The 14,419-nt window shown below is 67.6% G+C and carries 9 protein-coding genes and 3 pseudogenes; 7 read left to right on the top strand and 5 right to left on the bottom strand.

Annotated features, from left to right (window positions below; genetic code table 11):
• Positions 1 to 23: 23 nt before the first annotated feature.
• Entirely contained in the window at positions 24 to 4,619 is a 4,596-nt protein-coding gene (locus tag G5S35_RS15495) for a DEAD/DEAH box helicase (RefSeq protein WP_183039169.1), read from the bottom strand.
• Positions 4,620 to 4,910: 291 nt separating this feature from the next.
• On the opposite strand from G5S35_RS15495, the pseudogene G5S35_RS15500 reads away from it, so the two are divergent.
• Positions 4,911 to 5,051, top strand: a pseudogene (locus G5S35_RS15500) (aldo/keto reductase); the annotation flags it as partial.
• 244 nt (positions 5,052 to 5,295) lie between these two features.
• Here the strand turns inward: G5S35_RS15500 and G5S35_RS15505 are convergent.
• Positions 5,296 to 5,730 (bottom strand): annotated as a pseudogene (locus G5S35_RS15505) (ShlB/FhaC/HecB family hemolysin secretion/activation protein); the annotation flags it as partial.
• A 243-nt stretch (positions 5,731 to 5,973) separates the two neighbouring features.
• On the opposite strand from G5S35_RS15505, the pseudogene G5S35_RS15510 reads away from it, so the two are divergent.
• Positions 5,974 to 6,771, top strand: a pseudogene (locus G5S35_RS15510) (aldo/keto reductase); the annotation flags it as partial.
• Positions 6,772 to 6,880: 109 nt separating this feature from the next.
• Here the strand turns inward: G5S35_RS15510 and G5S35_RS15515 are convergent.
• The gene (locus G5S35_RS15515) at positions 6,881 to 7,225 is read right to left on the bottom strand and encodes a BON domain-containing protein (protein ID WP_065057530.1); all 345 of its coding nucleotides are present in this window, start codon (positions 7,223 to 7,225) and stop codon (positions 6,881 to 6,883) included.
• Between G5S35_RS15515 and G5S35_RS15520 the strand changes: the two genes are divergently transcribed.
• From G5S35_RS15520 to G5S35_RS15530, 3 genes are all read left to right on the top strand, one after another.
• Positions 7,224 to 7,442 carry a hypothetical protein gene (locus G5S35_RS15520; protein ID WP_124261972.1) on the top strand — a complete coding sequence of 73 codons (219 nt, stop codon included), beginning with the start codon at positions 7,224 to 7,226 and terminating at the stop codon, positions 7,440 to 7,442. The genes G5S35_RS15515 and G5S35_RS15520 overlap by 2 nt on opposite strands.
• A gap of 176 nt (positions 7,443 to 7,618) precedes the next feature.
• Positions 7,619 to 9,163, top strand: coding sequence for an RNA polymerase factor sigma-54 (locus tag G5S35_RS15525; RefSeq protein WP_074985619.1), 1,545 nt, complete (start codon positions 7,619 to 7,621; stop codon positions 9,161 to 9,163).
• A 159-nt stretch (positions 9,164 to 9,322) separates the two neighbouring features.
• Complete coding sequence (locus G5S35_RS15530; RefSeq protein WP_183039170.1) at positions 9,323 to 9,973, top strand: TetR/AcrR family transcriptional regulator; 651 nt, start codon at positions 9,323 to 9,325, stop codon at positions 9,971 to 9,973.
• A 24-nt stretch (positions 9,974 to 9,997) separates the two neighbouring features.
• Here the strand turns inward: G5S35_RS15530 and G5S35_RS15535 are convergent, their stop codons facing one another.
• A complete protein-coding gene (locus G5S35_RS15535; RefSeq protein ID WP_183039171.1) occupies positions 9,998 to 10,852 on the bottom strand; it encodes a DUF72 domain-containing protein in 855 nt (284 codons plus the stop codon).
• Positions 10,853 to 11,019: 167 nt separating this feature from the next.
• On the opposite strand from G5S35_RS15535, the gene G5S35_RS15540 reads away from it, so the two are divergent.
• Entirely contained in the window at positions 11,020 to 11,415 is a 396-nt protein-coding gene (locus tag G5S35_RS15540; protein ID WP_065057554.1) for a transposase, read from the top strand.
• Between the two features lie 39 nt (positions 11,416 to 11,454).
• On the opposite strand, the gene G5S35_RS15545 is transcribed toward G5S35_RS15540, so the two are convergent.
• Positions 11,455 to 13,152, bottom strand: coding sequence for a bifunctional aminoglycoside phosphotransferase/ATP-binding protein (locus tag G5S35_RS15545; protein WP_237181417.1), 1,698 nt, complete (start codon positions 13,150 to 13,152; stop codon positions 11,455 to 11,457).
• 289 nt (positions 13,153 to 13,441) lie between these two features.
• Between G5S35_RS15545 and G5S35_RS15550 the strand changes: the two genes are divergently transcribed.
• Entirely contained in the window at positions 13,442 to 14,413 is a 972-nt protein-coding gene (locus G5S35_RS15550; protein ID WP_183039173.1) for an acetyltransferase, read from the top strand.
• The last annotated feature ends 6 nt before the right edge of the window (positions 14,414 to 14,419 follow it).

Genomic DNA, 14,419 nt, shown 5'->3' on the forward strand with positions numbered 1-14,419 from the left:
CGCGCAGCCCGAGCGCCCCGCGCCTAAGCCCCTCGCGCCAACGCGGCGCGCAATGCCGCGCGCGTCGCCTCATCGAACTCGCCGCGAAATTCAAACCGTCCCGCGACCAGCGCGGCAACCGGCACGCCATCACGAAAAGCCAGGCGATTACCCGCGACCGCCGGCACCTTCTCGCCAGGCAGCACCGATCCCACGAGATTCAGCGGATCGACGGCGGCGATGCACACCGTTTCGCCCTCCGAACGATCCGAGCGATCTGAACGAACGGACCGCTCCCCGCGCCGCCGCACCTCGCGCAACAACGCCACCGCTTCGGGCAGCGCGAACTGTTCGCCCGATAGCCCCGCGACGAAGCGTCCGCCGCGCACGTTTCCGCGCGCTTCCATCCGATGCAGCACGCGCAGCAGATCGCGCCACGGCGGCAGCCACGCGGCCTCGCGCGCGAGCACTTGCCAGCACACCACGCCGTAGCGGCGCAGCAGCACGTCCGCGACGTGCTCAAGCAAGGCCGGATCGGCGGGCGGACGTCGCGCGGGACTCGCCGTCACCGCACGCGGCGTTCGCGCGCTGCCATCGTCCGTCGCGCTTTCCTGCTCATCGGCCGGCTCCACGCGCCGCAACACCGCCCAGCGGCCCGCGTCCGCCATGCCGCCGGCGAGCGGCCCGAAACCGCGCGGCTTGCGGCGTCCGTGATGCGCATTGCGCTTCGCGGCGGGCTTCACCAGCGCGCGCAAGCCGGCGAAACTGTCGGCGTTCACGAGTCCGGCGGCGACGAGTTCGCCCAGCGCGTTCTCCAGTTCGACGCCGAGCAGATGCGCATCGGCGGCCAGTTCGTCGAAGAACATCGCGCCGTGCCGCAGCAGCGCGCCATACACGCGCTGCGCGCGCACCGAGAGTCCAGCGGTGTCGGTCGCATCGACGAGCGCGGTCCAGCGCGCCATTTCGCGGCGCGGCAACAGCACGACCGGCGTGCTGCGCACGGTCGTCGTCGCCGCACCCGCGCGCGCGGGCAGCCGCGCCCACGTGAGGCGTCCGGAGCGGCACAACTCGTCGAGCAGCATCGGCGTGTAATCGTCGATGCGCGCGGGCAGGATCTCGTCCTCCCACGCGAGCGCCGACGCTTCCCAGCCTTCGAGTTGTTCGAGCATCGCGGCGAGCGCGTCGCGCCCCGAGCCGCGTGCGTCGCGCGCGACGTGCTGCCATTCGAACAGGAAGCGCATGAAATCGTGGCGCTCGACCGGCTCGATTTCGCGGCGCAGCTTGCGCACGGTATAGCGATGGATGCGCGCGAGCAGGTGACGCTCGCACCATTCTTCGTCGCGCGCGCCTGGCGTGAAGCGACCGCGCATCACGCTGCCTTCGGCTTCGAGCCGCGTCAGCGCAAGCGCGACCACGCTCGCTTCCAGCGCGAGCGGCCGCGCGATCTGCGCGACCGTCAGCGGCCCGAAACCCGAGAGCCGCGCGCGGATCAATTCGACGAGCGCGGCGTCCTCGGTCCACGGCTCGTCATACTCGGGCGGCGGCGTGAGCGGCGGCTCGCAACGCGCTTGCGGATAGACGGCGCGCACGCACGCGAGCCGCTCGATGCTTACCCACAAGGCTTCGTCGCGGCTGTCGTTGTGGACGATCGGCACGCGCGTCGCGCGCCCGGCGGCGGCGAGTCCGGCGAGCCACGTCTGCCAGTCGCGCGCGTTCGGCTCGCTGTCGATTTCGCTTTGCGCGAGCGCGCCGAGCGTGGTGAGCGCGTCGTGCATTTCGTCGGCGCTGCGCACTTGCGGCCACGCTTCTCCGCGCACGTTCGCGATGGCGTCGGCGTCGAGCGCGCCCAGATCGTCAGCGGATTCGGGATCGCTCCAGCGCCGCGACAGCACGGCCTGCGTGCGGCGCTCCTCGATCGGCGCGTCGTCGAGAAAAGCGTAGGGACGCGCGGTCAGGATTTCGGCCGCGAGCGGCGAGGGCGCGGAGAGCTCGCGCGTCACGAGCGCCACGTCGCGCGACTCGATGCGGCGCAGCAGCGCGAGCCACGCGTGCGTGTCCATCGCGTCGTGCAGGCAATCGTCGAGCGTCTGGGCGACGAGCGGATGCGCGGGAATCTCGCGCTCGCCCGCGAGATTTTCGACGCACGCAACCTGATCGGGAAAGACGGCGGCGAGCAGATCCTCGCTGCGCATGCGCTGGATTTGCGGCGGCGTCTTGTGTCCGCCGGTCTGGCGCGGCAGCGCGAGCGCGGTGGTCGCGTTCCAGCGCCAGCGCACGCCGAACAGCGGCGCGTCGAGCAGCGCCTGCACCAGCAGATGCTCGGCGGAATTCGAATGCAGATAGCGCCAGACCTCGTCGAGCGCGAAGCTGTGCGCGCCCGTCAGCGACAGAATGATGGCGTCCTCGGTCGCGGCGGCCTGCAGTTCGAAATTGAACTGGCGACAGAAACGCTTGCGCAGCGCGAGTCCCCACGCGCGATTCACGCGGCTGCCGAACGGCGCGTGGATCACGAGTTGCGTGCCGCCCGCTTCGTCGAAAAAGCGCTCCATCACGAGCGTGTCCTGCGTGGGCAAGACGGTCAGCGCCTGGCGGGCACGCGCGAGATAGTCGACGATTTGCCGCGCGCTGGCGTCGTCGATACCGGCCGTGTCGATGAGCCAGGCAATCGCGCGCTCGATGTTCGCCGCGCTGCTTGCTTTCGCTTTCGACGATGATTCGCCATCCGAATGATTCAAGGCTTCATCGCCGTCGCTCAAGAGCGCCTCGATCTGCGTGCGCAAACGCGAAATCGCGAACGACAGCTCGTCGCTGCGTCCGGGCGCTTCGCCGAGCCAGAACGGGATGTTGGGCGGCTGACCCTGCGCGTCCTCCACGCGCACGCGGCCCGCTTCGATGCGCAGAATCCGGTACGACGCATTGCCGAGCTGAAACACATCGCCCGCGAGACTTTCGACCGCGAAATCCTCGTTGACGGTGCCGATCCGCACGCTTTGCGGTTCGAGCAGCACGGCGTAATCGGCGTTGTCGGGGATCGTGCCGCCCGAAGTCAGCGCGGCGAGTCGCGCGCCACGCCGCGCGCGCAGCGTCTGGCTCACCACGTCGCGATGCAGATACGCGGCGCGCGGCCCGTGACGGCTCGTGTAGCCTTCGGCGAGCATGCGCAGCACGGCGTCGAATTTCGCGCGTTCGAGCGTCGCGAACGGCGCGGCGCGGCGCGCGAGCGCATAGAGCGCGTCCTCGTTCCATTCCTCGCAGGCCACTTCGGCCACGATCTGCTGCGAGAGCACATCGAGCGGCGTGTGCGGCAGCGCGAGCCGGTCGAGTTCGCCGCGCCGCACGCAATCGAGCAGCGCCGCGCATTCGATCAGATCGTCGCGCGAAGTCGGAAAGAGCCGGCCCTTCGGCGTGCCGCCGACCTGGTGGCCCGAGCGCCCGACGCGTTGCAGGAAGGCGGCAATCGAGCGCGGCGAGCCGACCTGCACGACGAGATCGACATCGCCGATATCGATGCCCAGTTCAAGCGACGCCGTCGCGACCAGCACGCGCAATTCGCCGCGTTTGAGGCGCTGTTCGGCGTCGAAGCGCTGCTCGCGCGCGAGGCTGCCGTGATGCGCGGCCACCACGTCGTTGCCGAGCCGCTCGGTCAGATGGCGCGCCACGCGCTCGGCCATGCGCCGCGTGTTCACGAACACGAGCGTGGTGCGATGCAGCGCGACCAGCTCGGCCATGCGGTCGTAGACGCGCTCCCAGACGTCGTTGGCCATCACGGCTTCGAGCGGCACGGGCGGCACTTCGAGCGCGAGATCGCGCTCGCGCGCGTGTCCCACGTCGACGATTTCGCAGGCGGGCGCGGCGCGTTCGTCGCCATTTTCATCGCCATCGCTATCGCCGAAGCCGACCAGAAAGCGCGCCACGGTCTCGATCGGCTTTTGCGTCGCCGACAAGCCAATGCGCAGCAGCTTGCGCCCGCACAGCGCGTCGAGCCGTTCGAGGCTCAGCGCGAGATGCGCGCCGCGCTTGTTGCCCGCGAGCGCGTGAATTTCGTCGACGATCACGCTGCGCACGCTCGCCAGCATGCGTCGGCCCGATTCGGAACCGAGCAGCACGTAGAGCGATTCGGGCGTCGTCACGAGGATGTGTGGCGGGCGTTTGCGCAGCGCGGCGCGTTCGTGCTGCGGTGTGTCGCCGGTGCGCACGGCGGTGCGGATCTCGACGGGCGGCAAATGCAGGCGCGCGAGTTCCTCGCCGATGCCCGCGAGCGGCTGCTCCAGATTCAGGCGGATGTCGTTCGAGAGCGCCTTGAGCGGCGAGACGTAGAGGACGAGCGTCGCGTCGGGCAGCGCGCCGCCGTTCGCGAGACCTTCGCGCACGAGTTCGTCGAGCGCGGCGAGAAAGGCCGTCAGCGTCTTGCCCGAACCCGTCGGCGCGGCGACCAGCGTGGCGCGATGGGCGGCGATCAGCGGCCACGCGGCGCGCTGCGCGGGCGTGGGCGCGTCGAAGCTGCGCCGGAACCAGCCGGCCACGGCCGGATGGAACTGCGCGAGCGCGTTGTCGCCGGCCGCGGCGCGGCGGCGGCGCGGCTTCACCGGCGGGTCGGACGGCGGGTCGGCGCGGCTTGAGGCGGTCGAGGGCGGGTTCATGCGCACGAAGATGAGGGCGCGTTACGCGAATTTCCAGGCGTGCGAATTTCCAGGCGTCGCGCCGGATGTCGCGGGCGGGCGCGGCGTGTCGAAAGGCGTCCGGTAACGTCGTTCGCGGACAGGATTCGATGAAGTCGTCCGCTCACGGTGTCCAGAGCGTCACGCCAGTCTGGCAGGTTTCGGCCGCGCGTGCCGGCGTCGCGCCCGCTTCCGGCACGCGGCGCGCGAACGCAGTATCCTCGCCCCGTTGGACGTTTCCTCGACCCCGCAAGTGTCATCAGGAGTTCCACCATGCGATTGAATCCTCTGGGCCGCACCGGCCTGTTCGTGTCCGAACTATGTCTTGGCACCATGACGTTCGGAGGCGGCGCCGGCATCTGGAACCAGATCGGCGACCTGCAACAGGCCGACGCCGAACGCCTCGTCGGCCGCGATAAATCACTCAAACTTTTTTGGCACGATTCAAAGAGTAACTTCACTCGCGATGGAAGACGGACTATCGAAAGAGCAGTTGCACGAATGCCTGGCCGCGCTTGAGGGCGTAGCGTCGGAAGGCAGCCAGTCGTCAGAAATGGACATCCGATGTCCCGTGCATGCCTACAGAATCGGACCTGACGAAACCGAGAAGTTTAACGAAGTGATCGGTGCCCTCAAAGTGCCGGCGACACAGCACTAGTCAGAACTGCCCCGTGATCTGGAACCCGACTGTCCAGCGCGCGGTCGGGAAGTTTTTGGGCTTGTAGATCGGCGTCCCCGCAAACAGGTCATACGAGACGCCAACATATTTCGTCGGCACGCCGCCGCGAATGCCGATCACCGCGCCCGCCAGTTGCGTTCCAGCCAGTGCTGCCGTGTTCGGCCCGAACACGCGCCCGTAGTCGATCCCCGCGTACAACGTCTGTCCCGTCTGGAGCACCGGCCATTGCAGTTCGTTGCGCCAGTAGAAGCCACGTTCGGCCGCGAGCATCGTTTCGCCGTCGAAGCCGCGCACGGTGTAACGGCTGCCGATGGTCAGGTCGTCGATGTAGAAAAGCGTGTCGTTGGTGAACTGGCCGTGGAACGTCGTGACGTACCGGAATGGCTGGTTGGCGATGGCGAACAGTGCTTCCAGTCGCTGCCGGCTCTCCGACTGACGGCCTGCACGTCCATGCTGCGGAATTGCGGGTACTGCCGTGGGTGGCGGGCTTTCCGTTGCAGCCTCGCTGACGTTGATGAGCGAGCCCTTGTATATGCCGGGCCGGGTTGAGTTTTCAGTGTGCTGCGTTTGCGCGCGAGGCGCGGCCTGGCGAAACTCGATCAACATAGAAAACAGGTTGTATGGATTATCGGCACGCAGCCGGTTCCCTTTACAGTCCGTTACTTGATCGCGACCAAGGTGCCCGGCGAAATGGGCCCGTCGCCGAACCAGCGCGGCGCAACGCGCTATCACATCATGGAAGGCGTGAAGGCGAGCCTCAAGCGCCTGCAACTCGACCACATCGACCTCTATCAGATTCACGGTTTCGACCCGGCCACGCCGATCGAGGAAACCGTGCGCGCGCTCGACACGCTCGTGCAGCACGGCCACGTGCGTTACGTGGGCGTCTCGAACTGGGCGGCGTGGCAGATCGTGAAGGCGCTCGGCATCGCGCAGCATCGCGGGCTTGCGCAGTTCCAGTCCTTGCAGGCGTATTACACGATCGCGGGCCGCGATCTCGAACGCGAAATCGTGCCGATGCTCGCGAGCGAAGGACTCGGGCTGATGGTGTGGAGCCCGCTTGCGGGCGGCCTGCTGAGCGGCAAATACGGGCGCGACAAGCAGGGCGAAGCGGGCAGCCGTCGCACGACCTTCGACTTTCCGCCCGTGGAGCGCGAGCGCGCGTGGGATTGCATCGATGCGATGCGGCCGATCGCGGAGCAAAAGGGCGTGTCGGTGGCGCAGATCGCGCTGGCGTGGCTGCTGCATCAGCGCGCGGTGACGACGGTGATCATCGGCGCGAAACGCACGGATCAGCTCGACGACAACGTGGCGGCCACGAAGGTCAAGCTCAGCGTGGAAGAACTGGCGATGCTCGACGATGTCAGCGGTTTGCCCGCCGAGTATCCGGGCTGGATGCTCGCGCGTCAGGGCGATGCGCGCCGCGAGCAACTGAAGCAGGCCGGGCGCGGTTAAAGCCGCAGCGTGGAAAGAGAAAGGCCACCCGCGCATGCGTTCGTGAGAACGCGGCGCGGGTGGCCCGGCAGCGGCAGTTACGCCGCGAGCTGCACTGACTTCAGCGCGATTACTGCGCCGCCACGATCTTCAGATGGTTCTTCACCGAGCTCACGCCCGATACGCCTTCCACAACTTGCTTGGCGTTGTCGCGGTCTTCGGCGGTCGGCACCGTGCCGGTCAGCGAGACGATGCCCTTGCGCGTCTTCACGTGAATGTGCTCCGACTTCACGTTCTTCGCGCCGAGCAGTTCGGCCTTCACCTTGGTCGTGATGGTGGCGTCGTCGACGTGCTGGCCCACGCTTTCCGAGCTGGCCGGCGCGGTGGACGCGCTGTTCGTCTGGGCGCCCGCCACGAGCGCGAAGGTCATGCAGGCCACGCCTGCGGCGGTCTTGAGCAGAGGAATGCGGTTCATGGTTTCTCCTTTTCTGGTTGTATCCGACAGGGGCTACCGCAAGGTCCGTGCCGCGCCGCGTAAAAAGCCCGAAAAAGGGGCCGGCGCGAAATGTGCGGAACGCACACTATCTGGGACCTGCGTGGGAATCGAGCCGAGTTGGGCGATGGCCGAAGAATCTCGCGACGGCTTCCTGTCGCGAAAATGGCAGGAAGATGGCGCGTCCATCCGGCGCTAATCGGGCACGCAATTTTTCCGGGTCGTTGTAAAAACGTCGGTGGCGCACTCGAATTTGTCCGTTGATTTGCGCTGTCGCAAGACGTGATCCCGTTTGAAAACAAGCTCTTGTAATAACTGGCATGGGTGTTGCATCAGGAAGGCCAACGCTCAACTCATTTCAAGAACGGGACCGCCATGCCTTCCATCGCGTTACAAACGCGCCAGCATCTGGCGCTGACGCCGCGCCTCCAGCAGGCTGTGCGTCTGCTGCAGCTCTCGTCGCTCGAATTCCAGCAGGAACTGCGTGAAGCGCTCGACACCAATCCGTTCCTCGAATACGTTCCGCCCGCGACGGAAACCGGCGAAGCCGCCGAGGCCGCCGACGGCGCGGCGGGCATCGGCGCCGCTGCCGATGCGCCCACGGCCGTGGCCGAGATGCCCGAGGGCGGCATGGACGGCGGCATGGAAGCCGCGATGCCGCAAGACGCATCGAGCTATAACGACGAACCCGCCAGCTACGGCGACGACAACTCCGGCTATCCGGACGACGGCGGCGCGTATTCCGCCGACATGCCGTCGACGGGCGCCATGCGCACCTCGTCGAATTACCGCGGCTCGGAAGATGGCGACTCCGACGCCTCCGACTGGGTGCGCGTGCCGCTCTCGCTGCGCGAGCAACTGCATGACTCGCTGCGTCTGTCGCCGCTCGACGACCTCGACCGCGCCGCGGCGCAGATTGTCATCGAAGCGCTCGACGACGACGGCTATCTGCGTCAGGAGCTGTCCGAACTGACCGATTTCGAAGATATCGGCGAAGCGCTCGACGAAGACCGCCTGCGCGTGGCGCTGCGCGTCGTGCAGACGCTCGACCGGCCCGGCATCGGCGCGCGTTCGTTGTCCGAATGTCTGTCGCTGCAACTCGAGGCGATGCCCGAGGACACGCCGCATCGCGATCTCGCGCTCCAGATCGTCACGCAGCATCTCGAACGCCTCGCGCGCCGTGAAAACGGCGAGCTGCAACGTCAGCTCGGCTGCGATGCGCAGGCACTCCAGGCCGCGACCGCGCTGGTGCGCCGCCTCGATCCGAAGCCGGGCAACCACTACGGACGCGCCGACGGCGGCTACGTGGTGCCGGACGTGATCGTGCGTCAGGTGCGCGGCAAGTGGGTCGTGAGCGTGAATCCGGCGATCGAACCGCGCGCGCGCATCCACAAGCTCTATGCCGAAATGTTCGCGCGTTCCGATCAGACGAGCCGTTCGCCGCTCGCGCAGCAATTGCAGGAAGCGCGCTGGCTGATCCGCAATGCGCACAAGCGCTGCGAGACGATTCTGCGCGTGGGCGAATGTATCGTCGCGCGTCAGAAGGCGTTCTTCCAGTACGGTGAAATTGCGCTGCGTCCGATGCTGCTGCGCGATGTCGCCGACGAACTCGGCCTGCACGAATCCACGGTTTCGCGCGCCACGGGCAACAAGTACATGGCCACGCCGCGCGGCATTTTCGAATTCAAGCGTTTCTTCCCGCGCGAGCTGGAAACGCGCACGGGCGGCACGTGCTCGGCGGCGGCGGTGCGCGCGCTGATCAAGGAAATGATCGATGCGGAAAATCCGAAGGATCCGCTGTCGGATGTCGTGCTGACGCAGGAACTCGAAAAGCAGGGCGTGCAGGTGGCGCGCCGCACCGTGACCAAGTATCGGCAGATGATGAAGCTGCCTGCGGCGGAAATGCGTCGGCAGATTTAAGCGGCATTCGGATCGAATGATCTCGATCCAGCGGCGGCGGAGCGATCCGCCGCCGCTTTTTTTTTGCGTGCAGGATGGGGTCGGCGGGTCATCGACGTGCCTGGTTAGAATGCGAGCGAATGCTCAGTTTTCAACGCTCGCACTGATTTGCCGACCACCATGACCACCACGCCACGCGGCGGCGCACGTCGTCGCCCCACGCCGCTCGACGCGCGCAAGCTGCCGCGGCAGCGCCGCTCGGCCGCAACCGTCGACGCGATTCTCGAAGCCGCCGCACGCCTGCTCGAAACGCGCGGACCCGGCGGCTACACGACCAACGCCATCGCCGAGCGTGCGGGCGTGAGCGTCGGCTCGCTCTATCAATACTTTCCGAACCGCGACGCACTCACGGCCGCGTTGATCGACCGCGAGAGCGTCCCGTTGCTCGCGGCGCTGGAACGCGCGGGCGAGTCGTCGAGCTGCGAGACGGCCATGCGCGAACTGATTCGCGCATCGGTCGCGCATCAGATGCGGCGGCCCGTGCTCGCACGCGTGCTCGATTTCGAGGAAGAGCGCCTGCCGCTCGGCGAGCGCGATGCGCGCGTGCGCGAGCGCCTGCACGCCACGCTGATGTACGCGTTCGCGCTGCCCGACGCGCCGCGTTTGCCGGATCCTCGCACGGCCGCGCACGACGTCTATGCGATCGTGCGTGGCATGGTCGATGCCGCAGGCGCGCGCGGCGAAACCGACGCCGCCGCGCTCGAAGCACGCGCGACGCATGCGGTGGTGGGCTATCTGTCGTGCGCGGAGCGCGCGAGTGAGACCTTGTGACGCCGGACGTTGAGCGACGCGGTCTCAGGCGTTCGCGTCGCGTTCGCGCAGCCGCTCGATGAGCGCCATCGCGGCGGCCGGGTTGTGCGCCTTGTGGCCGCTGATCACATAGAGAAACACGTCGCGGCCTGTTTTCGCCTTGAGCGGTTTCGCGTAGGTGTCGAGATCGTCGGGCGTCTCGCCTTGTGCCCACGCGATCGCGCGATCGGCCCAGCGGTCGAGGTCGGCGTTCGCGTAGCCGTGCCGATGTTTCGCCTGCGTGCCCATGATGCGCGCGTAGACGAAGGGCGCGCTTGCATCGGCGATCTGCGGATAGTCGGAATCGCCCGACATCACGATCGCCGCGTTGCGGCTGCGTGCGAGCGCGACGAACTCCGGCGTGCAGAAACTCTCGTGCCGCACTTCGAGCGCGTGCCGCAGCGGACGGCCTTCGACCTGCGCGGGCAGCAGTTCGAGAAAGCGCGCGTAGTCGTCCGGCTCGAAGCGTTTGGTCGGCATCAACTGCCAGTTGATCGGGCCGAGTTTGTCGCCGAGTTCGAGCAGGCCGCCCGTCAGAAAGCGCTCGATCGACGCGCCGGCTTCCGCAAGCACGCGCCGGTTCATGGCGAAACGCGGGCCTTTCAGTGCGAACACGAAGTCCTCAGGCGTTTCGTCGCGCCAGCGCGCGAAGCTCGTGGGACGCTGCGCGCCGTAATACGTCGAATTGATTTCCAGCGAGGTCAGGTGGCGGCTCGCGTAGTCGAGTTCGAGGCGTTGCGCGAGTCCGTCCGGATAGAACGTGCCGCGCCACGGCGCAAAGATCCATCCGCCGATACCGACGCGGATGCGTCCCGTTTTCTTGCGCGCAGTCGCGCGGGCTGTCGCAGGGGAACGTGTCATGAATTCGTCCGTTTTCGATCGCTGGCAGCGGCGATTTGGCGCGCCCGCCGCAGGGCCGATTGACTGGCAGATTTTCGGAGCGTTTTAGGCATAGTCCGATATTTTCTGGGATGGAGTGAGGCTAATTTAGTCGGTGTGTGTCAGACAAACCTCACTTGGAATATCAGATGCAGTCTCGTCCTACTTCAGAGCTGACCGACGCGCAATGGCGCAGCGTCGAGCCGCTCTTTCATGAAATCCGCTCCAGCGGTCCGCGTCGCGGCCGTCCCGCGCATAGCTCGCGCGCCGTGTTCGAAGGCATCGTCTGGGTGCTCACCACCGGTTCCGTCTGGGCGAAGATGCCCGAGTGCTACCCCGACTTCCGCACCTGCCATCGCCGCTTCAAGCTCTGGTTCGACGCGGGCCTCGTGCAACAGGCCATGTCGCATCTTTACGGCGAAGAAGGCCTCGCGATGTGTGCGGCCATGAGCGCGCGCATGCAACCATGGCGCGCGCCGGCCGGGCGCAAGGCGCCGCGGTTTCCGCTAGCCTTTTCGCTGCGTTGGCCGGTCGCGCGCACGTGATGCGACGGGGCGGCCGTCGTCCACTGGCCGTCGCCTGTCTCAGGCGGACGATGAGTCCGCTGCCGCGTTCATGCGCGCCCACAGCGGCGCCCACCACGCCGTGTCGCTGAACGCTTCGATCGGCACGTCCGTATCGAGTTGCACCGTCATGCGCCGCTCCTCTGCGTCGAGCGCTTCGGCACTGGCCATCTGCGCGGTGAGCACCGCTTCACCCGCATCGGACGGATCGCGCGGCCCGGCGGCGCGCGCTTTCACACGCTCCTTCAGCCGCGCCGCGTCGGCGTGAAAGTCGAGAATCAGCATCGGCACGTTCTTGCGCCGCGCCAGCGCCGCGAAGCGCTTGCGATTGGCCGACTGCAGGAAGGTCGCGTCGATCAACACCGTGTAGCCCGCGTCGAGCACATCAGTGGCCAGCGCGACCAGCCGCGCGTAGTGCGCATCGATGGCTTCACGCGTATAGGCTTGCGGCGGCAGCGCGCCCAGCGTGGGGGCGTCCAGCACATGGGCGCGTTTGCGCTCAATATCGCTTGAAATGCGGATCGCGCCGCTCAGCGCCGCGAACTCGCGGCTCGCGACCGATTTTCCCGACCCCGACAACCCGTGGCAAAGCAGCAGCCAGGGCGGGCGTCGATCGCTCGCTTCGCGCGCCGCGAGCTGGAGATAGCGCTGCCCGGGTTGGGCTGATGGGGCAGACGTGGCGTGTGCCGCATCGTCGGCGGGCGGCGTCTTCAGATGCGCCACGAGCGCCCGCACCAGCGCGCGATAGACGACGTAGAGCCGCAGCGCGGCAAGGCCGCCGAAGTCGCCGGTCGCATCGAGATAGCGCGTGAGCAGGCGATTCGCGAGATCGTCGCGGCCATGCGCGCGCAGGTCCATGACGAGAAAAGCCAGGTCGCTGGCGATGTCGATCCAGCGCAGCGCCTCGCTGAACTCGATGCAATCGAACAGCAGCGCGCGACGCCCTTGCCGCACGATATTGTCGAGATGCAGGTCGCCGTGGCAGGCGCGCACGAATCCGCCGGCGCGGCGCGCGTCGAGCCGCGGGGCGACGCGGGCGAGGCTGGCTTCGCACCACGTGCGCAACCCGGCGTCGCGCACGAAAGCCGCGCTGCGCACGTCGCGTTCGAGCGGCGCGAGCGCGTCGAACACCTGCTGGCCGAGCAGCGCCGCCGATCCATAAGGCGTGCCGCGTCCACCGCGAACCGGAGCCGCACGCCGCGCCGCGCGATGACAGACGGCAAGCGCGTGCGCGGCGGCATCGATATCGGCCGACCCGAGCACGCCGGCCGCGAGCCGCTGCGAAAACAGCGCGTGCTGGTCGAAGCGCCGCATGCGCACGGCGTAATCGATCACGCCGTCGCGCGTCCCTCGACGCGCCGCGCGCTTCAGTGCGACACCGCGCGCCAGCGGCACGACTGCCTGAACGTCGCGATAAATCGGTCCCGCGAAGGGCCGGTTGAGGCGGATTTCGGCCTCGCAGCAGCGCCGCCGCGCGTCGAGCGTCGTGAAATCGACGAAACCGAAGTTCACCGGCTTCATGAGCTTGTACGCGTAGCGCCCCGCCAGATAGACCACGGAAATATGCGTTTCGATGCGCACGATGCTGCCCGCCGGATGCGCATAGGTGTGCGCGCGTCGCAGCGCTTTGTCGAGCGCGTGGCCGTGGCGGCGCGCGGCGCGCAGGCGGTTCTGGACGTGGAGCGGGGCGCGAGGGCTGGGGCGGCGGGCTTCGGGCATCGATGGCGGGTGGATCCGGTCGGTGGCAGGGAAGGGTTGCGTAGCGCGTGGTCGAGCGCTATCCGGCATTCGGGCATTCGAGCATACCCCGCGACGGGTGCCGCCCGTACGCCGGCCGCGCGGCGCCGCCTCGCGTGCGCGCCTGTGTCGCGTTCCGATGACCGCACCGGATCGGCATCCGCGCGACTGAGCGAATCAGCCCGCGCGGGCGTCAGGCTTGGGCGACCTTTGCGGGATTGGCCGCCAGTGCGCGATACTGTGGGGCTCAACGCAACGGATTATTCGGCACATGGCGCATTTCGATGTATTCAACGGCGACGCGGACGGCATTTGCGCGCTGCATCAGCTTCGACTCGCCCGGCCGCGCGAGGCCACGCTGGTCACCGGGGTGAAGCGCGACATCGCACTCGTCAAGCGAGTGGAAGCGCACGAGGGCGACTCGCTCACGGTGCTCGACATCTCGTTCGACACCAACCGCGAAGCGGTCAACGCCTTGCTGCACAAGGGCGTGCACGTCGAGTACTTCGACCACCATCACGCCGGCGACCTGCCGGCCAACGTGAATCTGATCGCCCATATCGACACCACCGCGCAGGTCTGCACGAGCGTGCTGGTCGACCGTCATCTGGGCGGCCGCTATCGTCCGTGGGCGATCGCGGCGGCGTTCGGCGACAATCTGCCCGTCACGGCGCAGGCGCTCGCGCGCGAGTCCGGCCTCACGGAGGCGCAGACGGAGCAGCTCCGCGAACTCGGCGAATCGCTCAATTACAACGCTTATGGCGACAGCGTCGACGATCTCTTCATCGCGCCCGCCGCGCTTTACGAGGCGATCAAGCCTTACGCCGATCCGTTCGAGTTCATCGCCTCGGCGCCGCTGATGCAGCGTCTGTCGGCCTGCCGTCGCGACGATCTCGAACTGGCCCAGGAGATCACGCCGCTGGTCGCGTTCCAGTACGGCAGCGTCTGCGTGCTGCCCGACGAACCGTGGGCGCGGCGCGTGCGCGGCGTGTTCGCAAACGTGCTCGCGCTCGAGGAGCCGTCGTGCGCGCACGCGGTGCTCAGCGTGAACGCCGACGGCAACTATGCCGCGAGCGTGCGCGCGCCGATCGAGCGTCCGCGTGGCGCCGACGAACTGTGCCGCGCGTTCCCCGGCGGCAACGGCCGGGTCGGCGCGGCGGGCATCGACTGCCTCGCCTCGGACAAGCTCGACCAGTTCTGCACCGCGTTTGCGCGCGTGTTCGGCGGCGTCAAAACCCGCTGAATCGCG

Source organism: Paraburkholderia tropica (assembly GCF_014171495.1).
Lineage (GTDB): Bacteria > Pseudomonadota > Gammaproteobacteria > Burkholderiales > Burkholderiaceae > Paraburkholderia > Paraburkholderia tropica.

Bases quoted from the DNA above. Each gene is read 5' to 3' on its own strand.
- G5S35_RS15495 (WP_183039169.1), bottom strand. From the start codon at position 4,619: ATGAACCCGCCCTCGACCGCCTCAAGCCGCGCCGACCCGCCGTCCGAC.
- G5S35_RS15520 (WP_124261972.1), top strand. From the start codon at position 7,224: ATGGTTTCTCCTTTTCTGGTTGTATCCGACAGGGGCTACCGCAAGGTC.
- G5S35_RS15515 (WP_065057530.1), bottom strand. From the start codon at position 7,225: ATGAACCGCATTCCTCTGCTCAAGACCGCCGCAGGCGTGGCCTGCATG.
- G5S35_RS15525 (WP_074985619.1), top strand. From the start codon at position 7,619: ATGCCTTCCATCGCGTTACAAACGCGCCAGCATCTGGCGCTGACGCCG.
- G5S35_RS15530 (WP_183039170.1), top strand. From the start codon at position 9,323: ATGACCACCACGCCACGCGGCGGCGCACGTCGTCGCCCCACGCCGCTC.
- G5S35_RS15535 (WP_183039171.1), bottom strand. From the start codon at position 10,852: ATGACACGTTCCCCTGCGACAGCCCGCGCGACTGCGCGCAAGAAAACG.
- G5S35_RS15540 (WP_065057554.1), top strand. From the start codon at position 11,020: ATGCAGTCTCGTCCTACTTCAGAGCTGACCGACGCGCAATGGCGCAGC.
- G5S35_RS15545 (WP_237181417.1), bottom strand. From the start codon at position 13,152: ATGCCCGAAGCCCGCCGCCCCAGCCCTCGCGCCCCGCTCCACGTCCAG.
- G5S35_RS15550 (WP_183039173.1), top strand. From the start codon at position 13,442: ATGGCGCATTTCGATGTATTCAACGGCGACGCGGACGGCATTTGCGCG.